The organism is Clostridium thermobutyricum DSM 4928 (genome assembly GCF_002050515.1).
Classification (GTDB): domain Bacteria; phylum Bacillota; class Clostridia; order Clostridiales; family Clostridiaceae; genus Clostridium; species Clostridium thermobutyricum.
On record NZ_LTAY01000030.1, the window covers coordinates 11,704 to 31,935 of the forward strand.

The following is a 20,232-nucleotide window of genomic DNA, read 5'->3' on the forward strand; positions in this document are numbered from 1 at the left end:
AATTTATTTAACTCATTGTTCTTATTATTTACTTTTTATTTAAAAAATAAATATAATATTTAAAAAAGAGTGAAGATTGTTGGTAACAATTTTCACTCTTTTGATACATTTAATAATATAAATTTTCTGTTGGATATTCTGGATCACAAGTTATATCTATACCTAATTTTCTAAAAGTTTGCTCATTATTATTACTAATTATTGTTGTTGAATGAGCTTGAGCTCCTTTAAGATTTTTAAGTTTACTTAAAGCAACTTGTGCCATAGGATTAGTTGCCGCACAAATACTAAGTGCCATTAAAATTTCTTCACAGTTTAAAGCTGCATTTTTATATGCTAAATTTTCTTTTTTAAGACATCTAATAGGCTCTAATATAAGAGGTGATATTAAGTGTATTTCATGATCTATATTTGCATAATGCTTTATAGCATTTAATACAACTGCTGAAGTTTCATCCATAATTTCAGTTGCTTTTCCTGTAAATATGTTTCCATCTTCAGTTTCTAAAGCTATTGCTCTAACTGTTTCATTAGTATCTTTTTGTTCTTTTACTTTTTTTGCTTTTTCTCTTGCTTTAACTACAACTTTTCTATCTTCTTCTTTAAGAGATAATTCATTCATTATTAAAGAAACTCTCTCAAATGTTTCTTTATCTACATCTCCCTTTTTATATTCACAAGCTGTTTTAAAGTAACGTCTTATTATTTCTGCTTTTGAAGCTTCTTTTACTACTTCATCATCTATTATTCCAAAACCTACTCTATTTACTCCCATATCAGTTGGAGATTTATATTCTGATTCTTCTCCACTAATTTTTTCAATTATTCTTTTTAGAACTGGAAAACTTTCAATATCTCTATTGTAATTTATAGCGACTTTATTATAATAATCAAAATGGAATGAATCTATCATGTTTACATCTTTTAAATCAGCTGTAGCTGCTTCATATGCAATATTTAAAGGATGTTTTAATGGTACATTCCATACAGGGAAAGTTTCAAATTTTGAATATCCTGCTACTTTACCATTTTTATATTCATGATAAAGCTGACTTAAACATGTTGCAAGCTTTCCACTTCCTGGCCCTGGAGCTGTTACTACAACTATTGGTTTAGTTGTTTCTATGTAAGGATTTTTTCCATATCCTTCATCACTTACGATAGTATCTACATCTGTTGGATAACCTTTTGTTTTACTATGTTTATAAACTTTTATTCCTCTTCTTTCAAGCTTATTTATAAATATGCTTGCAGCTGGCTGTCCACTATATCTTGTTATAACAACAGAATTAACATCTAGATCATAGCTTCTTAAATCATCTATAAGTCTTAAAACGTCTATATCATATGTTATTCCAAAATCGCCTCTTATTTTATTTCTTTCTATATCTCCAGCATATACACAAATTATTATTTCAGCTTTATCTCTTAATTTATGTAATAATTTTATTTTTGCATTTTCATCAAAACCTGGTAAAACTCTTTTTGCATGTAAATCAAAAAGTAATTTTCCTCCAAATTCTAAATATAATTTATCGTAGTTATTCACTCTCTCTAATATATATTTTGATTGTTCTTCTAAATATTTTACATGATCAAATCCTATTTTCATATTCCACTCCTATTTATATATAATTCATTTAAATTAATAAGCTATATTATTACACAATATCTTACTATTGTAAATTCTATTTATTAAACATTATTAATGGAATTCTATCTATTTTCTGTATTTAACTTTATTAAATTCCTATTATAAAAGACTTCTAAGTATATCTCTATTAAATTTTTTTTAAATAAATAACCTCTATAATATTTTCATATTATAGAGGCTTATATCATTTTATTTATTTATAAATTCTTTTTCTTCTATATTAATTGATTCTTTTTCTATATTACTTAATGTCTTCTTATAAAATATTACAAAACATATTACTGTAGTTAAAGCTGATATAACATCTGAAAATGGTTCTGCACATAATGTACCCATTAATTTATTTTCAAATATATTAGGAAGAATAAATGCTAATGGGATTAATAAAATTATTTTTCTTAATAAAGCCAACATAAGTGAGACTTTTGCTTGTCCAAGTGCTAAGAAAGTTTGTTGGCATGCAACTTGTGCTCCAAACATAAAAATTCCAGCAAAGAATATTTTCATACTCCATGAACCAATTTCAACTAACTCTGGATTATTATTAAATAATCTTACAAACATCTCTGGAACTCCCATAAGTAAAATCCACATTCCTATTGTATAAATTAAACTACAAATAAGTAAAAGCTTAAAAGTCTTTTTTACTCTTTCTATATTTTTAGCACCAAAATTATAGCTAATTATCGGTTGTGCTCCTTGAGATAACCCAATTATAGGTAAAGTTATTATTTGCATTACACTAGACATAATTGTCATTGCACCTATTGCAAGATTTCCTCCATATTTTAAAAGTTGATTATTCATTACTATTAAAACTAAACTTTCAGTTGATTGCATTATAAAAGGTGATACTCCAAGTGCTATAACTCCAAGCATTATATTTTTTTCAGGTTTTAAATATTCTTTTCTTATTTTTAAAATACTCTTATTCCCAAATAAAAATTTTAAAACCCATATTGCTGATACTAATTGTCCTATTACTGTTGCAAGAGCTGCTCCTTTAACACCTAAATTTAATCCAAAAATAAATATTGGATCTAGAATTATATTTATTATAGCTCCAATCATAACTGTTGCCATTGATATTTTAGCAAATCCTTGAGTAGTAATAAAAGGATTCATTCCAAGTGCTATTTGTACAAAAATTGTTCCAATAAGGTATATAGTTAAATAATTTTCAGCATATACTATTGTTTCATTAGTTGCTCCAAAAGCATTTAATATTGGAATTTTAAAAATTAAAAATCCTATTGTTAAAATTATTCCCATCAAGATAAGTGATGAAAAGCTATTACTCATTATTTTTTCAGCACCATCATTATCTTTTTCTCCCATTTTTATTGCTGCAAGTGGTGCAGCTCCCATTCCTATTAAAGCACTACACGCTGATACTATCATAATTATTGGAAATGCAACTCCAACTCCTGCTATTGCAAGTTCTCCCGAAGACATTCTTCCAATAAAAATTCTATCAATAATATTGTACAGTACATTTACTATTTGAGCTATTATTGCTGGTAAAGCTAAACTAAATAAAAGTTTACTTATTTTACCTGTACCTAAGTCAGTATTTTTCTCCATCTCTAATCCCTTCTTTCATCTTTTATTAATATTATACATTATTTGTTAACTTTTTCAAAGGTAATAAATATCCCTTGTTAAAATAAAAAGTCTTATAGTGTTTAAACTATAAGACTTTTCTATAAAAATTATTTTTTATATTTTTCTATAAATTTTCTAATTCTTCTTATTCCTTCTATTAAATCTTCTGTTGAAGATGCATAGCAAGCTCTTATATATCCTTCTCCACATTCTCCAAAAGCACTTCCTGGAACTGCTAAAACTTTTTCTTCCATTAAAAGTTTTTCGCAAAATTCATCTGATGTCATACCAGTAGATTTTATACATGGAAAAACATATAAAGCTCCTAATGGTTCAAAGCAACTTAATCCCATTTCTCTAAATCCTTCAACAAGAATTCTTCTTCTTCTATTATATTCATTACTCATTTTTCTAACACTTTCATCACCATTTTTAAGCCCTTCAATTGCAGCATATTGAGCTGTTGTTGGTGAACACATTATTCCATATTGGTGAATTTTTTTCATAGCTTGTATTATCGCTTTATCTCCACAAGCATATCCAAGTCTCCATCCTGTCATTGCATAAGCTTTTGAAAAGCCATTTATAACTATTGTCTTATCTTTTACTTCTTCAAAAGATGCTATAGAAACATGTGGTTTATCATAAGAAAGCTCTGCATATATTTCATCTGAAAGTATTATTACATTTTTATCTTTTAATACATCAACTATTTCTTTTAGTTCATCTCTTGTCATTATTGCACCAGTTGGATTATTAGGAAATGGTAATATAACAATTTTAGTTTTTTCTGTTATAGCTTCTTCTAATTGTTCTTTAGTAAGCTTAAAATTATTTTCCTCTTTTAAATTTATTATTACTGGAGTTCCTCCAGCAAAAGCTGTACATCCTTTATATGCAACAAAACTTGGTTCAGGAATTATAACTTCATCTCCCTCTTCTACAAGAGCTCTAATTGCTAAATCTATTCCTTCACTTCCACCTACAGTAACTAATATTTCATTATCTGGATTATAAGATATATCAAATTTTCTATATAAATAGTTACTTATTTCATTTCTTAATTCAATAAATCCTGCATTAGATGAGTAATGGGTATGTCCTTTTTCAAGAGAATAAATTCCAGCTTCTGTTATGTTCCAAGGAGTTACAAAATCTGGCTCTCCTACACCTAAAGAAATAACTCCTTCCATTTCATTTACCATATCAAAATATTTTCTAATACCTGATGGAGGCATTTTTTTTACTTTATCAACTATCATATCTTCTAAAATCATATAAATATGACCTCTCTTTCTTTTGATTGTTTATCTTTAAATATTCTTCCGTGATCTTTATATTTTTTAAGCACAAAGTGAGTTGCTGTTCCTTGAACATATTCTTGAACTGCTAATTTTTCTGAAACAAACATAGCAACCTCTTTCATTGTTTTACCTTCTACTATAACTGTTAAATCAAATCCTCCAGAAGACATTAAATAACATGCTTTTACTTGAGAAAATTTATATATTCTTTCAGCTACTTTATCAAAACCTTGACCTCTTTGTGGTGTTATTCTAACTTCTATTAAAGCAGTAACAGTTTCCTTCCCTGTATTTTCCCAATTTATAAGAGTTGTGTATCCTGCAATTATATTTTTTTCTTCATAATCTCTAATAGCTTCTCTTACCTCTTCAACAGTTTTTCCTGCCATTGTTGCAATTTCTTTATCAGTATACCTGCTATTTTTTTCTAATATTTCTAATATTTCTTCCATACTCTAATTCTCCTTCACTACCTATTTTAAATATAAAAAGTCCCTTTCTAATTAAAGAAAGGGACGAATATTTCGTGGTACCACCCTAATTCAGAAGAAAAAAATTTTTCTTCTCTCATTATCCAATATAACGTTTGGAATTCGTTTTTACCTATTTAAGTATTACAACTTAGTTCTCAGTAAAAAAATTCATAGACTGCCTTCAAAAGATTATCTGCTAAGTCCCACCAAACCTTAGCTCTCTAAAAGATAATTTCCTTTTTACTTTTTCTAATCTCTATTTTTTTCCTTTTTATTTTTCTCTATTATATTCTTATCTAAATATAAATTCAATAGTTTTTTTTATTAAATTTTGATACCATATATTTATAAATTATTATTTTTTTAAAGGAAGTGTATATATATGTCTATAAAAACTAATTTTCATACTCATACTACAAGATGTCTCCATGCAAGTGGCTCTGATGAAGAATATGTATTAAAAGCAATAGAGCTTGGATATAAGACTTTAGGCTTTAGTGACCATGCACCTTACCCTGATAATAGACTTGGGCTTAGAATGAAATATAATGAATTAGATGAGTATTATTCATCTATTAACAATCTTAAAAAAAAGTATAAAAATGAAATAGAAATTTTAATAGGATTAGAAATAGAATATGATAAATCTGTACATTCATATTATGAAAAACTTTTAGAAAAATTTGATTATCTTCTTTTAGGTCAGCACGTTACTCCTCATAAAGGAAAGCTTATAAATAATTTTGAATTAACTAACACAGATGATTATATTCTTTATGCTGAATCTATAAACGAAGCTTTGGAAACTGGATATTTTCATATTTTAGCTCATCCAGATTTAGTTTTATTAAATCCATTTGCCTGGGATGAAAATTGTAATAAAGCCTGTGATATAATAGTTAAAGCTGCCAAAAAAAATAATATTATATTAGAACTTAATGCAAATGGTATAAATCGAGGACTTAAAGAATACCCTGATGGAATAAGATATCCTTATCCTAATAAAAAATTCTTTGAAAAAGTAAGTAAAGAAAATTTACCAGTTATAATTTCTGCTGATGCTCATAATCCAAATAACCTAGGGGCAGAATCTTTAAATATAGCATTAAATTTAGCAAAAGAATGGAATTTAAATATTGTAGATGATTTTAGAAATAAATAAAAAAAATCCCCTGTTAAATAGATTTTAATGGGATTTTATTTATCTATTTAACAGGGAATTATTTAATTAGAATAGCACTAGCTTAATATTACCAGTTTTTATCTCCGCATCCATTGCAGTTGTCATTCCATTCATAATGATTTTTGCAATCACAATCATCTTTGTGCCAATTACAGTCATCTTTGTTCCAGTTACAATCATCATTCCATTTACAATCATGATCAAAATCGAAGCAATCACAATCATCATCAGAGTCATCTGTACAAGGGCAAATATTTATTGTATTATTTTCTCTATAACATTCAATAGCTTTTATCATGAATGCATTTGCTCTCTTTAATTCTCTTTCTAATCCTTGGCTTAATTCTTTTGCTTCTCTACATAATTCATTAGCTTTAGCATCTATACAATCAGCTTTCTTTCTTAATTCTTGTGCTTTGCATCTTAATTTTTTTGATTCTTCTAACTTCTCAGTTATACATGCTTGTAATTTCATAGTTCTTGCAGCTAATTCTATAGCACAACGTTCTAATTTAGCACATTTTTTTATATTACAATTAGGTTTTATATTCATACTCATAATCGGTTTCTCCTTTTCCTTGGTAAAATTTTTTTATATCCTTGGTTAAAACTTTATTCTATATAATATATGAATACATAACCTTTATGTTTCCTAATTGTATTTATTTTATAATTTTTATCTTATTATCTTCTAAGCCTATTATATCTATATTTTTCTTTATATAATCTTTTATTATATTTAATATTTCATTATTTATTATTTCACCAGGACATAATAAAGGAATTCCCGGTGGATAAGGTACTATATGCTCTTTAGAAATTTTCCCAATTAAATTTTCATCTATAGGCATTTCTATAAATTCTTTATTTAAAATTTCATAAGGTTCATATTTTTTTTCTGGTATTTCTTCAATAAATCTACTATTTATAATAGAGTCAGATTTTATTTTTTCTAAATTTAAATTCTTTAAAGCTATATATAATTTTTCAAAATCTTCATCTATATTAAATGTAGAAAATATTAATACAACTCCTCTACTAAAGCTCATTTCACATTGAATTTTTTCTTTTCTTAAATATTCTAAAAGTTTTTCACCTGAATATTCTTTTTCTAAAATTATTACATATCTTGTTTTATCTATGCTATATCCTTTAGATAGGTCTTCTTCTGAATAAATATGTATACCTTCTATTTTTTCTATACATGCTCTCCATTTTTCACATCTTAATATTAATTCTTCATAATCTTTTTCTCCATAAACCTCCATATAATGTCTTCCATAATCTAGAGATGCCATTAAAAGATATGAAGGTGATGTTGTTGTAAGAGCGCTAAAATAAAAATCAACTTTTGGATTATTATCATTTACAATGAGATATCCCCCTTGTGTTAAAGAAGGTATTGTCTTATGAGCACTTAATATTACATAATCTGCTATAGAAGTTAAGCTTTTAGGTAATTTATTTGTGCAATTATAATGTGCTCCATGAGCTGAATCTATAATAGTTTTTATATTTTTCTTTTTAAGTTCTAATATAAGTTCTTCTATTTCATAACTAACTCCAAAATAATTTGGATATGTTAAAATAACACCTTTTACATTTTTATTTTTCTCTAATGCTATTTTTATATCTTTTATTGTAGGTGGAAGAAAAATATCTCTTTCTTTATCTACTATTCCTTTTATATATGAAACTTTTAATTTCTTTAAAATTAAAGCATTATAAATTGATCTGTGACAATTTCTTTCTACTAATACTTCATCACCTTCATCAAATGCAGAAAATATAGATATTATATTTGCTCCTGTACTACCATTTAAACTAAAATAAGCTTTCTTACAATCATAATATTTTTTTAAAAGCTCAGTAGCTTCTTTTATTATTCCTTCAGGATGATGTAAGTTATCTAATGGCTCTACTTCTGTAATATCTAAACTACCCATTTTTTCAAAGAATTCTCTTCCAACATAATCTTTTAAAAATGCTTTACCACATTTATTCCCTGGCATAGATAATATTAAGTTTTCTTCTTTATTATATTTTATTATTTCTTCAAGAATTGGAATTCTTCCCTCCATTAATTCTCATCTCCTAATTTTTACTTTGAATTATTTGAATACTTTTTTTACTAAAAAGTTTTGATACTAGTTCTTTTAAATGCTCTTTATTTATAAAATCTAATAAAACATCTTCATTTAAATATATTTTATAATCACCATGCATAGTATCATAAGTTGACAATTCTTTTGCTAAAATAATACTTTGTTCTTCTCTAAATAATCTTTTTAGCTTAAATCCTTTTATTAAATCTTCTAAATTTTCTTCTGAAAGATTATCTATTATATCTTCAATTTCATCTATAGATTCATTTACTATTTCTATAGCTTTATCTATATTACTATTTGAAGTTCCTAATATTATTTTATAAAGCTTTATACTCTTTTCATTTGCTATTTTAGGAATAACATCATATATAAGCCCTCTTTCAGTTCTAAGTTTATTAAATAATACTGAATTTATTCCATTACTAAAAAGCTCATTAAAAACTCTTAAAACTTTTATTTCATCTTCATTTAAATCTTCTATTGGAAAAATAAATTGGATTTTTGCAGAAGATATTCCATCTCTAAAATCTCGATATACTCCTTCTTTAAAAGTTTTATATTCTGGCTTTTTTAATTTTACATTTTCTCGTCCTTCCCACTCTCTAAAAATTTTCCACACTTTATATTTTACTTCATCAAAGTCCATATTACTTACAACTGAAATAGTGGTATTTCCTGGAAAATAAAATTTATCATAAAAATCTTTTATATCATCTAATGTTATCTTTTCTAAATCTTCCATTCTTCCTATAATAGGATATTTTATTCTTCTTTCCTCAAATGTATTAAAAAATTGTTTGTCTTCCACGAATTGTTCTAATTCTTCATCCCATTCTCTTAATTCTTCTTTTATAACATCCATTTCCTCTTTAAAACCATTTTCAGGAAATACAGGATTTAATAAAATATCTGAAAATATTTTTATTCCTGTTTCAAAGTCTTCTTCTAATAATGTTCCATAATATATTACATAAGGATAGTTTGTCATAGCATTATTAAATCCAAACACCTTGCTTAAATCACGATTTATTTCATTTTCTTTTCTATTTTTAGTTTCTTTAAAAATCATATGTTCTGTTGCATGAGCTAATCCATACAATTCTTCTTCCATATCAGCTCCAGCATTTATTGAAATACAAACTGATGTAAGATTTGTTTCTCTTTTTTTATAAACAAGCTTTAACCCATTAGCAAAAATATGTTCTTGCATATATATTTCACCTTTTATCTAAATAATTTTAAATAATCCTTTCCTTAAAATAAAAATAGGTGAAGCAAAAGCTTCACCTAAATTATATACTATATAAAAATTTTTATTCAACAGCCTTTAATGCAATAGCACATTCAATTCTCTTCTTTTGCATTTTACATCCAATTTCATATGGTATTTTTATGTCACCATTAAATGCGAAGTTATTTGATTGACATCCACCACTACAGTAGAATCTTGCCCAACAATCTTTACATTTTGGTTTATTGTATATATGAGCTTTTTTAAATGTTTTACCCATTTCTGCATCATAAGTATCATCAAATATTGATCCTAATTTAAATTCTTCTTTACCAACAAATTGGTGACATGGATAAACATCTCCTTGAGGAGTTATAGCAACATATTCAAATCCTGCTCCACATCCTGAAATTCTCTTATAAACACATGGTCCACCTTGAAGATCTATGTTGAAGTGATAGAAGTTAAATTCATCTCCTTCTCTCTTTCTTCTAGCCATTTCATCAAAAAGCTTATCATAGTTTTCAAATATTTCTTCTAAATGCTCTTCTTTTAATGCAAGAGGATGTTCCTTTTCAAGAACTACTGGTTCTATTGAAATTTCTTTGAATCCTTGATCTGCCATATACATAGCATCTTTAAAGAAATCTAAGTTTTCTGCAGTAAATGTTCCTCTTACACAGAAATGTTTGCTCTTATCTCTTTTTTCTACCATTTGTTTAATCTTAGGTAGAATTTGATCATGTGAACCCTTACCATCTATTCTTATTCTAACTTTATCATTAACTTCTGGTCTTCCATCTAATGAAAGGATTATATTACCCATTTCTTTATCTATGAAGTCCATTTTTTCTTCATCAAGAAGAGTAGCATTTGTAGTCATTGTAAATCTAATATTCTTATTCCATTTTTCTTCGTTTTCTCTAGCATAAGCTATTATTTCTTTTACAGTATCCCAGATCATAGTTGGTTCTCCACCAAATAAATCTACTTCTACGTTTCTTCTTGGTCCACTTCTTCTAACTACATATTCTAAAGCTTTTTTAGCAGTTTCTAAGTCCATAACTCCTTTATGTCCGTTATATTCCCCTTCATCTGCAAAACAATATTTACATCTTAAGTTACATGAATGAATGATGTTTAAACAAACAGCTTTTATGTAGTCTCTATCATCCATAGAGCTGTGAGCTATATCTTCATACATATCCATTGAATAAAGAACTCCTTCTTTTACAAGTTCTTTTAATTCATCATACGCTTCAGCAATTTCCGCTTCGTCATATTTTCCACTTAATTTTTTTAAAACTTCTTCTTTAGTTTCTAATTTTTTTTCTTCAACAATATCATAAACTAGCTCGTCTACAACGTGAACTGCTCCTGTATTAACATCTAAAACAAAGAATTCGTCTCCTTGTTTAAATTTATGAATTAATGACATTTTTAAACTCCTCCTAATTTATAAAACATTTCAGTATATATTAAAATTTTTCGTAATAGAGTTGACTAATAAAACTTTTAAACAATAAATTTCTTAAAATAAGCAGTAACTTTTTAAAAGTTACTGCTAAATTAATTAAGCTTCACACTCTAAGTTAGCAACTGTGCATGAAGTTTTACAAGCTGATTGACATGAGTTAGCACACTCTTTACAACCTGGCTTCTTTAAGCTGTTCTTTATGTTTGTTTTGTTTATAGTTTTTATGTGTTTCATATAATTAATCCTCCATATATTAAAGAATAACATATACGATTATAACATAAAAATTTTTCTACTTCTATATTATTTTACTTTGCTATACATTTTTAAGTAAAATTTAATGTTATTATATTAATAACCTTTTACTTCATTTATATTATGTTTTATAATCTATCTCTAGCTTTATATTATAATTTCTTAATATCTGTTTTGTTCATATTATATTCATATATATCTGATAGAATCTATCTAAAAGTTGTTTTATAAATAAATTTATACTAAAGAAAACCTTTAGAAAACATACAGTTTATCTATGCTTTCTAAATTTTTTCTGCTTTTAGTTATAAATTCACTAAAAATTATTGTTACTTTTTTATTAAGAAATTATTTTGAAATAATTTTGACTTAAAAAAGTAATAAAATAGTTAAGATAAAAGTCTTTAACTTTAAGGAGGACGTATGGAATTTTCGAATAAAAAATTACAAAAAGCATTTGAATACTATGAACAGGGTAAATATAAAGAAGCATTAAAAATTTGTAGTAAAGTTTTAAATAAAGAATATAACAATGAAGACGCATTAACTTTAGAAGGTGAAGTATTATTTAAATGTGGAAGAATAGATGATGCTATAATAACTTGGAAAATAAATGCGGAATATAATAATAATGAGTTAGCTAAAAAACATTTAGCTAGAATTGATAGCGGAGTTAAAGAAATGGCTTTAAGCTATACAAGCATTTACTCTGAAGATGAAGAATATAAAAGATTAATAATAGATGCATATAGAGAATCTAAAAAAGAAGAAGAAAAAACAGAAAATAAAGAACAAGAACCTGTTGAAAATAAAGAAAAAACAGAAAATGAAAGTAACAAAAATGAAAAAAATGAAAATGATGAAACAGTTAAAGACGAATCAATAAAAGTTACTTCAAGTAATTCTAAATCAGAATCTGTAGAAACTAAAGATTCTTCTAAAGAAGATTTATCTAAAAATGAAATTACAGAAAAAGAGCCTGAAGTTGAAAAAATAGTAACTCCTTCAGAAAATGTTACTATTAATGAAGTAACTCCTGTTGAAAAAGAATCTGTTGAAGAAAAAGTTTCATCTTTTAAAGAAGATGTTATAAAAGAAGAAGCATCTCCTGTAAAAGAAGAAAAAATTAATAATGATGTTAAAAAAGAAGAAGTTTCAAATGATTCTGAACCTAAAGTTGATGTCATTAAAAGAGAATCTTCTAATGAATTAAAAAGAACTAGAGTTGAAAAACACTGCAATGCTAAAAATAGTTTTAATAAAAAAATTGTTGCTGTCATTGTAGCTGCTGTTATTGTTATCGGAGGTGGAGTTGCTATTTATAAAAATAGTCCTTCAAAGCCCGCTTCTGAAAAACCAAAAGTTGAGGTTCCTAAAATAGATTGGTCAAACTTTAATTCAGATGTACAAACAGCAATAAATAATCAAAACTATCCAAAGCTTTATGCTTTATTAACTCAAGCTCCTGAAAATAAAGTCCCTCAAGCTGAACAAGCTTCATATCAAGCTGGTTTAAAAGCTATGGATGAAAATGGTGTACAATACTTCTATGATCAAGGTATGAATTACTATAACCAAAAACAATATCAACAAGCTATAGATTCATTCCAAAAAGGACTTAAATTTGCACAAAATAATTACTTAGCACCTCATTTAACTTACTTTATTGGTGCTTCATATTCTGGTCTTGGTGATCATCAAAAGGCTGTAGAATATTATAAACTTTACTTAAAGAACTTCCCTAATGATGATATTTATAATTCAGGATGTCTTTATGTATTAGCTAAATATTACTACGCTCAAGGATATGTTAAAGAAGCTCAAAACTATGCAAATCAGCTTCAAAGCAAATATCCAAATTCACCTTATAATAATACTGATATATCTAATATATTAAATAATAAATAATATCTAAAATTTATAAAAGGTTACTTTAACTACAAAAGTAACCTTTTATATTTTTTCAAATTTTATAATAAAAAAGTAAAAAAAAATTAACACTATTATAAAGCTTTATTTTATCTTATTAAGGAAATATATAGTATAATTGTAATTATGCTTATTAAAAATTTGTTTATATTTGTATAAAAATATAAATTTTTCGGAGGTGCAGAATGGATAGAAATATTCAACGTGAAGAAATTGAGAAAATATACGGTAAAATTAGTCCGTTTGAATTTAAAAACAAATTAATAAGTCTTGCTACTGAAGAAAAAGGAGCTCGTACTTTATTAGATGCTGGTAGAGGTAATCCTAACTGGACTTGTGCCACTCCTCGTCAAGCATTTTTTACATTTGGCCAATTCGCAGTTGAAGAAACTCAAAGAACATGGCAAAACTGGGATTTAGCTGGTATGCCTAGCAAGTCTGGAATCTATGAAAGATTTTTAAATTATATTAAGGAAAATCCTAATATGCCTGGAATTGAACTTTTAAAAGATATGATTGAATACGGAATAAATAATAAAGGCTTCACTCCTGATGATTGGGTTTTTGAATTAGCTGATGGGATTATTGGAGATAACTATCCTTTCCCAGATAGAATGTTAAATCATATAGAACAAATAGTTCATGACTATCTTATTCAAGAAATGAAATATAGAAATGAAAAAGATGATAAATTTAATATTTATGCAGTTGAAGGTGCTACTGCCGCTATGTGCTATCTTTTTGATTCTTTAAAAGTTAACCATCTTTTAAATGAAGGAGATACTATAGCTATTATGACACCTATTTTTACTCCATACTTAGAAATTCCTATTTTACCAAATTACAATTTAAATGTTGTAAAGATCCAAGCTAGTGAAGAAAGTACTTCTGGAGTACATACTTGGCAATACCCAAAAGAAGAATTAGATAAACTTAAAGACCCTAATATAAAAGCTTTATTTATAGTTAATCCAAGTAATCCTCCATCAATTGCACTTAGCGATAGATGTAGAAACCATATAGTTTCTATAGTTCAAGAATATAATCCAAATTTAATAATAATTTCTGATGATGTTTATGGTACATTTGTAGAAGGTTTCCGTTCACTTATGAATGATCTTCCATACAATACAATTGGTGTTTATTCATTCTCTAAATATTTTGGTGTTACAGGTTGGAGACTTGGAACAATAGCTTTACACGAAAAAAATATTTTAGATAAATTAATAAGAGAACTTCCTTCAGAGCATAAAGAAACTCTAAACAGAAGATATGGTGATATGTGCAAAGACCCTTCAACAGTTCCATTTATAGATAGAATAGTTGCTGATAGTAGACAGGTAGCATTAAATCATACTGCTGGACTTTCTACTCCACAACAAGTTCAAATGGCATTTTTCTGTATGTTTGCATTACTTGATAAAGCAAATAGATATAAAAATAAAACAATAGATATATGTCATCATAGACAAAAGCTTCTTTTTGAAGGTCTTGATTTAGAATTACCAAAAAATAAATATGATGCAGCATATTACACTCAATTTGATCTTTTAGAATGGGCAAATAAATATTATGGATCAGAATTTGCAGCTTATCTTCAAAAGTATCATAAGCCATCTCATATACTTTATAGATTAGCACAAGAATCTTCAATAGTTCTTTTAAGTGGTAGTGGATTCCAAGGTCCTGAATGGTCTATAAGAATATCACTAGCAAACTTAAATGATAATGCTTACTCAAAAATAGGTAATGTATTACATAATATTCTTGAAGAATTTGTTAAAGCTTGGGAAGAAACAAAACAACAATAAAAAAATAGGCACTACTTAGTGCCTATTTTTTATTGTTCTGAATTTGTTTGATCTGAATTTGTTTGTTCTGGATTTGATATTACTTTAAATGCATATCCTTGATTTTTATAATACTCTATTAATTTTGGTAATGCTTCAACAGTTGTTTTTTTAGCTGCTGCATCATGCATTAATAAAACAACATGTTCTTTATTCGCAGATTCTTTAATTGCTGTATTTATAAGTCTATTTGGTGCAATTCCATTTCCTGTTGCATCTCCAGTTTCAGCATCCCAATCAATTGAAACTACTCCTGTTTCCTTTAAAGCTTCTTTTAAAGCATTTAAGTTTTTGTCATGATAATAAACTCTTGACATATATCCTCCAGGCATTCTTAAAACTCTTGTATTAAAGTTATCCCCTAAGATATTTCTCATTATTTTATCAGTTTCTGCTATTTCTTTCATAAATACATTTACATTTACGTTATTTGATGGATATAATTTATGGAAATTATGTGAGTATGTATGGTTTGCTATAGCATTTCCACTTTCATATATATCTTTTAAATATTCTCTATTTTCACTTGAATTTTCTAAATTACTTCCTAAAGCAAAAAATGTTGCATGTACTCCATATTGTTTAAGTATCTTTAATATTTTAGGAGTATTTTGACTTGGTCCATCATCAAATGTTAAAAATACCTCTTTTTCATTATTTACTCTTGCTTTTGAATTTAACATTGTAAATACTTGATTTGCTGGAACTGCATAACTTTTTGCACTTTCTATTATATTTGATCCTTGTTCTGGATATCCATATTTATTTTCAGTAACAACTTCTTTATTTTGTGATTTTTGATCTTGATTTTGAACATTTTGATTATTTTCTAAAGTTTTAGTATTATCTATAGGCTTGTCCTTAGCTTTTGCTTCTACAAAATGCATAACCCCCCCTATTATCACTACTAATGCTACAACTACACCTATCACTACTACTTTAAAATTTACATTTTTTCTTTTTTTATATCTAGCCACTATTATTCCCCTCCGTCTAGTCTTCCTTATGACATAATTCTACTATTTGTACTTATAAAAAAAGTTAAAATTTTAATACATTTGGTCAATATTTAATTAATTTTTTGTAATTTTTATAACATTTTTATACACTTCATTATTCTCCTACGTTTTTCTCATATAAATTAGCAACAAAATTAAACTTATATTTATCTTCTACAGCATTATACTCTTCTTTCCCCATATTATTTTTATATTTTAATATTAAATACTCTCCATTAGAATTTAAAACTCTATAATCATAAGGATCATCATTAAAACTTACTTGTGCTAAAACTTTAACGGTATCATAACTTCTAGTTTCGCTATTATAAAGTCTAGTCATATAATTTGTAAAAAGTATAAAATTATATGTTTTCTTATCACAATCTGTTACTTTTCCTATTTCACTACAAGCCATACAACTTTTAAATGGACATTCAATCATACATTTTAGACATTTACAACTACTACATTTAACTAATTTATTTAAATTCTTTTTATAACTATCTTTATATAACTCTAGTCCATTTATTAAACTTTGAATTTGCTCAGAACTTAATAAATCTTTTTCTACAAAAAGTACTTTTTTCTTTTTTGAAATCTCTGTTTCAGCATTTTGTACCATAGTCATATATTTATCTAATAACTTAATATTTTTGAAAAAATATCTACTTTCTATATCTGTTCCTTCTTTAAAATCATCAATATCATCTAAAGCAAAAGTTATATCTGAAAAAACTCTACCATATGTTTTCTTTTCTTTTTGTATGTATTCTTTAGCTACTGTACTATTCATAAAAAATCACCTCTTAAATATTTTATTCTAATTTATTATATTTTTCTACAAAGCAAATAAATTTTATTTAATTAAATATAATTTAATTTGTATTTTACTTGAAAAAACTTTATCATTAATTTAGTTTAAAAAATATGGAGGCAAATATATAATGAAGCGCAAAACTAATTTATTTATTAAACTAGCTATCATATTTGTTTTTTGTATAGGAATTTTCTCTTCATTTAAGTGGACAAACACTTATGCTTTTAGTTTTGGTACTAGCTCAAGTTATAGTTCATCTAACTATACTAATGAAGATGGAAGTTCATCTAGCACAAGCGTAGGATTTCCTTCTTCAAATAGGTCAAATTCTAATTTTAGCACTTCTAATAAGTATAGTTCATCTTATAACAACGAATCTGAAAATTTTAGTGGAAGATCTAACTCTAACTTTAGTACTTCTAATAAATATAGTAATTCTGGACCTAGTGGAAATTCTAACAATTATAATGAATCTAATTATAGTAACAGTAGCAGTAGTAGTAATAACAACAATAATTCTAGTAGTGGATTTAATATTTTTGGTAATATTAGAAGGCATCACTCAAGTATGCCAATGTTTAATTTTGGAATGCCTGGCTACAGATCACACAGACATTTTACTTTTTTAGGTGGATCACATTTCTTTAAAATAATTTCTGTATTAGCAGTAATTATAATAATAATCTTATTATTTTATTTCTTCTTTCTTTAGTTATTACTAATATGTAAATTATAAAAATAGATATTTTTTTTTATAAAATTTGTATTATAATCTTATAAAAAGGAGGAATATTAAATGAGTATATTTAATAGAATTTCAAATATGGTAAAAGCTAAGGCTAATTCAGCTCTTGATGAAATGGAGAATCCAATTGAATTATTAGATCAAAAAATCAGAGATATGGAAGAGTCTTTAAATAAAGCTAAAATTTCTTCTGCCCAAATTTTTGGAAACTTAAAAGCAATTGAAAAAGAAATGAATGAGGCTAAAGAAGCTTCTAATGATTATGATAGTAAAGTTAGATTAGCTATGTCTAAAGGAAATGAAGAACTAGCAAAAAAAGCTCTTAAATTAAAATTAGATTCAGATAAAAAATATGAAAGTTTAAAAACTTCTTATGAATCATTAGAAAAGAAATCTGATACATTAAAACAAAATCTTTCTTCTTTACAAGAGGAACTAGATAAAACTAGAAGCTATAGAGATGAAGCAGTTGCTAGACTTAATACTGCTAATGCTTCAAAGCAAATAAATGAAATCATGGCTAACGTTCAAAGTAAAGATAATTCAATAAATTTAGATGATATTGAAAGAAAAATAGCTAAAAAAGAAAGTTATGCCGAAGGTCTTGAGTCTTTAAAAACTCCATCTCTTGAAGATGAATTTAAAGCACTTGAAGAATCCAGTTTAGAAGAAGAATTAAACAAATATAGATAGCTTACATAACCTTAATGAATTATATAATTCATTAAGGTTATTTTTAATTTAAACTCATAATATTTTATGAACTTTTTTTTAATAAATCTATTTTTTATAACTCCGAAAATCAAGATAATTACAAATTATATATAACTGTCAAAATTAAAAATAATTCTCTATTTATTTTAATATAAGAAATAATATATATATATTATTCATATTTAAAGTTAAAAGCTTTATTTTAGTAATTTTATTCATTAAAAATTATCAATTGCATTTTTATTTTTCTATCTCTATCTAACCCATTGAAAACTCTAACTTTATATACAGAATAAACTTCATATTATATAGTAAATACTAGAATTTCTATGTATTTTAAAGTATTATGCTAATTTTATTAATAAAAATGGATTTAACGACTATTTTTATCTATTTTTTTGTTTTAATTAATCTTTTATATAACGGTATAATCTTTCTGTGATAAGTCAATAATCTTATTATAGATAAAGATAGATTTAAAATTTAAACAAGAGGTGAATAAAATGGCAATGGATAAAGCGATTGTAAAAAAATTCTGTAAGAACTTAAGTGATATGCCTTTCACTTTAAAACTTTGGGATGGAGAAGAAATAAATTATGGTGAAGGAGATCCTAAATTCAAAGTTATTATAAATGAATTCCCTTCAAAAAAAGAACTTTTAGCCGATGCAAGTATAGCTCTTGGAGAAGCTTATATGGATGGTAAAATAGAACTTGAAGGAAATTTACAAGAAATTTTTGAAAGTATGATGAGAAGAAGTGAAAGTTTCTTAAATGAAAGTACTCTTTTAAAATTTGTTGGTAAAATAGCTTCAAACTCAAGATCAAAATCAAAATCTGATATAGCTAGTCACTATGATATAGGTAATGATTTCTATAGCATTTGGTTAGACGAAACTTTAAGTTATTCATGTGGATATTTTAAAAATGAAGATGACTCTCTTTATGATGCCCAGATGAATAAAATCCACTACATCCTAAAAAAATTAAATCTTGAAGAAGGTCAAACTCTTCTTGATGTTGGTTGTGGATGGGGATACCTTTTAATAGAAGCTGCTAAACTTTATAAAGTAAAAGGTTTAGGAATAACTTTAAGTGAAGAACAATACAAAAAAGCAAATGAAAGAATAAAAACTTTAGGTCTTGAAGATTTAGTTGAAGTTAAATTAATGGACTACAGAGATCTTAAGAAAAGTGGACTTGAATTTGATAGAGTTGTAAGTGTTGGTATGGCTGAACACGTTGGTCACAATAACCTACCACTTTACTTCGAAAATATTCAAGCAGTTCTTAAAAAAGGTGGATTATTCTTACTTCACAACATAACTAACCCTGTTGAAGTTGTAGGAAATGGATGGATAACTAAGTATATCTTCCCAGGTGGATACTTACCAACATTAAGAGAAGAGCTTAATATTGCTGCTGAACTTGACTTTAGAACAATAGATATTGAAAGCTTAAGACGTCATTATATGAAAACTCTTATGCATTGGTTAGAAAACTTTGAAAATAACATTGATAAAGTTGAAAAAATGTTTGATCAAAGATTTATAAGAATGTGGAGAGTATATTTAGCTGCATGTGCTGCTGGATTCCACTACTGGACTATAGATATTCACCAAATCTTATTCTCAAAAGGAACTAATAACGATCTTCCAATGACTAGAAAATATCTTTACGAAGATTAATATATAAATACAACCTCTTTACACCAAATACAAGCTTAAAAGCTAGTGATTAAATTTAATCACTAGCTTTTATAATTTTTATTTTTTCCTATATTAACTAAAAATTCAAGATAAAATAATTTATTTTTATAAATTTATTTTTATATAAAGTTTTGATATAAAAAAACGTATTAAAAGCTTAGTTTTTTATACATTTTT

The 20,232-nt window shown here is 26.1% G+C and carries 17 protein-coding genes and 1 other annotated feature; of the genes, 6 read left to right on the forward strand and 11 right to left on the reverse strand.

Going from position 1 to position 20,232, the window contains the following annotated elements:
* Positions 1–109: 109 nt before the first annotated feature.
* From CLTHE_RS05665 to CLTHE_RS05680, 4 genes are all read right to left on the reverse strand, one after another.
* Positions 110–1,612, reverse strand: coding sequence for a DUF1846 domain-containing protein (locus CLTHE_RS05665; protein WP_080022392.1), 1,503 nt, complete (start codon positions 1,610–1,612; stop codon positions 110–112).
* Positions 1,613–1,843: 231 nt separating this feature from the next.
* Positions 1,844–3,238 (reverse strand): MATE family efflux transporter, encoded by a 1,395-nt coding sequence (locus CLTHE_RS05670; RefSeq protein WP_080022393.1) that lies wholly within the window; start codon positions 3,236–3,238, stop codon positions 1,844–1,846.
* 128 nt (positions 3,239–3,366) lie between these two features.
* Positions 3,367–4,536 carry an aminotransferase class I/II-fold pyridoxal phosphate-dependent enzyme gene (locus tag CLTHE_RS05675; RefSeq protein ID WP_002598111.1) on the reverse strand — a complete coding sequence of 390 codons (1,170 nt, stop codon included), beginning with the start codon at positions 4,534–4,536 and terminating at the stop codon, positions 3,367–3,369.
* On the reverse strand, positions 4,533–5,015 hold the full coding sequence (locus CLTHE_RS05680; protein ID WP_002598112.1) for an Lrp/AsnC family transcriptional regulator: 483 nt from the start codon (positions 5,013–5,015) through the stop codon (positions 4,533–4,535). Before CLTHE_RS05680 ends, CLTHE_RS05675 begins: the two co-directional genes overlap by 4 nt.
* Positions 5,016–5,071: 56 nt before the next feature.
* Positions 5,072–5,302 (reverse strand) — a binding site (T-box leader).
* A gap of 116 nt (positions 5,303–5,418) precedes the next feature.
* Here CLTHE_RS05680 and CLTHE_RS05685 point away from each other — a divergent pair.
* Positions 5,419–6,198: a histidinol-phosphatase gene (locus CLTHE_RS05685; RefSeq protein WP_080022394.1), complete on the forward strand. Its 780-nt coding sequence runs from the start codon at positions 5,419–5,421 to the stop codon at positions 6,196–6,198.
* A gap of 88 nt (positions 6,199–6,286) precedes the next feature.
* Here the strand turns inward: CLTHE_RS05685 and CLTHE_RS05690 are convergent, their stop codons facing one another.
* From CLTHE_RS05690 to scfA, 5 genes are all read right to left on the reverse strand, one after another.
* Positions 6,287–6,778 (reverse strand): hypothetical protein, encoded by a 492-nt coding sequence (locus CLTHE_RS05690; RefSeq protein ID WP_080022395.1) that lies wholly within the window; start codon positions 6,776–6,778, stop codon positions 6,287–6,289.
* A gap of 103 nt (positions 6,779–6,881) precedes the next feature.
* On the reverse strand, positions 6,882–8,300 hold the full coding sequence (locus CLTHE_RS05695; RefSeq protein ID WP_080022396.1) for an aminotransferase class I/II-fold pyridoxal phosphate-dependent enzyme: 1,419 nt from the start codon (positions 8,298–8,300) through the stop codon (positions 6,882–6,884).
* A gap of 13 nt (positions 8,301–8,313) precedes the next feature.
* On the reverse strand, positions 8,314–9,537 hold the full coding sequence (locus CLTHE_RS05700) for a M16 family metallopeptidase (RefSeq protein ID WP_080022397.1): 1,224 nt from the start codon (positions 9,535–9,537) through the stop codon (positions 8,314–8,316).
* 103 nt (positions 9,538–9,640) lie between these two features.
* A complete protein-coding gene (gene scfB / locus CLTHE_RS05705) occupies positions 9,641–10,996 on the reverse strand; it encodes a thioether cross-link-forming SCIFF peptide maturase (RefSeq protein ID WP_080022398.1) in 1,356 nt (451 codons plus the stop codon).
* A 135-nt stretch (positions 10,997–11,131) separates the two neighbouring features.
* On the reverse strand, positions 11,132–11,269 hold the full coding sequence (gene scfA, locus CLTHE_RS05710) for a six-cysteine ranthipeptide SCIFF (RefSeq protein WP_002598118.1): 138 nt from the start codon (positions 11,267–11,269) through the stop codon (positions 11,132–11,134).
* 444 nt (positions 11,270–11,713) lie between these two features.
* Between scfA and CLTHE_RS05715 the strand changes: the two genes are divergently transcribed.
* Positions 11,714–13,198 (forward strand): tetratricopeptide repeat protein, encoded by a 1,485-nt coding sequence (locus tag CLTHE_RS05715; protein ID WP_080022399.1) that lies wholly within the window; start codon positions 11,714–11,716, stop codon positions 13,196–13,198.
* Between the two features lie 206 nt (positions 13,199–13,404).
* A complete protein-coding gene (gene aspD, locus CLTHE_RS05720; protein WP_002598120.1) occupies positions 13,405–15,030 on the forward strand; it encodes an aspartate 4-decarboxylase in 1,626 nt (541 codons plus the stop codon).
* Between the two features lie 29 nt (positions 15,031–15,059).
* Here the strand turns inward: aspD and CLTHE_RS05725 are convergent, their stop codons facing one another.
* Entirely contained in the window at positions 15,060–16,046 is a 987-nt protein-coding gene (locus CLTHE_RS05725) for a polysaccharide deacetylase family protein (protein WP_080022400.1), read from the reverse strand.
* Between the two features lie 136 nt (positions 16,047–16,182).
* Positions 16,183–16,863 (reverse strand): hypothetical protein, encoded by a 681-nt coding sequence (locus CLTHE_RS05730; RefSeq protein WP_080022401.1) that lies wholly within the window; start codon positions 16,861–16,863, stop codon positions 16,183–16,185.
* A 151-nt stretch (positions 16,864–17,014) separates the two neighbouring features.
* Between CLTHE_RS05730 and CLTHE_RS05735 the strand changes: the two genes are divergently transcribed.
* From CLTHE_RS05735 to CLTHE_RS05745, 3 genes are all read left to right on the forward strand, one after another.
* Positions 17,015–17,599, forward strand: coding sequence for a hypothetical protein (locus CLTHE_RS05735; protein ID WP_080022402.1), 585 nt, complete (start codon positions 17,015–17,017; stop codon positions 17,597–17,599).
* Between the two features lie 84 nt (positions 17,600–17,683).
* The gene (locus tag CLTHE_RS05740; RefSeq protein ID WP_080022403.1) at positions 17,684–18,325 is read left to right on the forward strand and encodes a PspA/IM30 family protein; all 642 of its coding nucleotides are present in this window, start codon (positions 17,684–17,686) and stop codon (positions 18,323–18,325) included.
* A gap of 524 nt (positions 18,326–18,849) precedes the next feature.
* On the forward strand, positions 18,850–20,034 hold the full coding sequence (locus CLTHE_RS05745; RefSeq protein ID WP_080022404.1) for an SAM-dependent methyltransferase: 1,185 nt from the start codon (positions 18,850–18,852) through the stop codon (positions 20,032–20,034).
* Positions 20,035–20,232 lie beyond the last annotated feature (198 nt).

Coding starts and splice junctions, on each gene's coding strand:
- CLTHE_RS05700 (WP_080022397.1), bottom strand. CDS start 9,537: ATGCAAGAACATATTTTTGCTAATGGGTTAAAGCTTGTTTATAAAAAA.
- aspD (WP_002598120.1), top strand. CDS start 13,405: ATGGATAGAAATATTCAACGTGAAGAAATTGAGAAAATATACGGTAAA.
- CLTHE_RS05740 (WP_080022403.1), top strand. CDS start 17,684: ATGAGTATATTTAATAGAATTTCAAATATGGTAAAAGCTAAGGCTAAT.
- CLTHE_RS05675 (WP_002598111.1), bottom strand. CDS start 4,536: ATGATTTTAGAAGATATGATAGTTGATAAAGTAAAAAAAATGCCTCCA.
- CLTHE_RS05695 (WP_080022396.1), bottom strand. CDS start 8,300: ATGGAGGGAAGAATTCCAATTCTTGAAGAAATAATAAAATATAATAAA.
- CLTHE_RS05670 (WP_080022393.1), bottom strand. CDS start 3,238: ATGGAGAAAAATACTGACTTAGGTACAGGTAAAATAAGTAAACTTTTA.
- CLTHE_RS05715 (WP_080022399.1), top strand. CDS start 11,714: ATGGAATTTTCGAATAAAAAATTACAAAAAGCATTTGAATACTATGAA.
- CLTHE_RS05745 (WP_080022404.1), top strand. CDS start 18,850: ATGGCAATGGATAAAGCGATTGTAAAAAAATTCTGTAAGAACTTAAGT.
- CLTHE_RS05685 (WP_080022394.1), top strand. CDS start 5,419: ATGTCTATAAAAACTAATTTTCATACTCATACTACAAGATGTCTCCAT.
- CLTHE_RS05735 (WP_080022402.1), top strand. CDS start 17,015: ATGAAGCGCAAAACTAATTTATTTATTAAACTAGCTATCATATTTGTT.
- CLTHE_RS05690 (WP_080022395.1), bottom strand. CDS start 6,778: ATGAGTATGAATATAAAACCTAATTGTAATATAAAAAAATGTGCTAAA.
- scfA (WP_002598118.1), bottom strand. CDS start 11,269: ATGAAACACATAAAAACTATAAACAAAACAAACATAAAGAACAGCTTA.
- CLTHE_RS05680 (WP_002598112.1), bottom strand. CDS start 5,015: ATGGAAGAAATATTAGAAATATTAGAAAAAAATAGCAGGTATACTGAT.
- CLTHE_RS05730 (WP_080022401.1), bottom strand. CDS start 16,863: ATGAATAGTACAGTAGCTAAAGAATACATACAAAAAGAAAAGAAAACA.
- scfB (WP_080022398.1), bottom strand. CDS start 10,996: ATGTCATTAATTCATAAATTTAAACAAGGAGACGAATTCTTTGTTTTA.
- CLTHE_RS05665 (WP_080022392.1), bottom strand. CDS start 1,612: ATGAAAATAGGATTTGATCATGTAAAATATTTAGAAGAACAATCAAAA.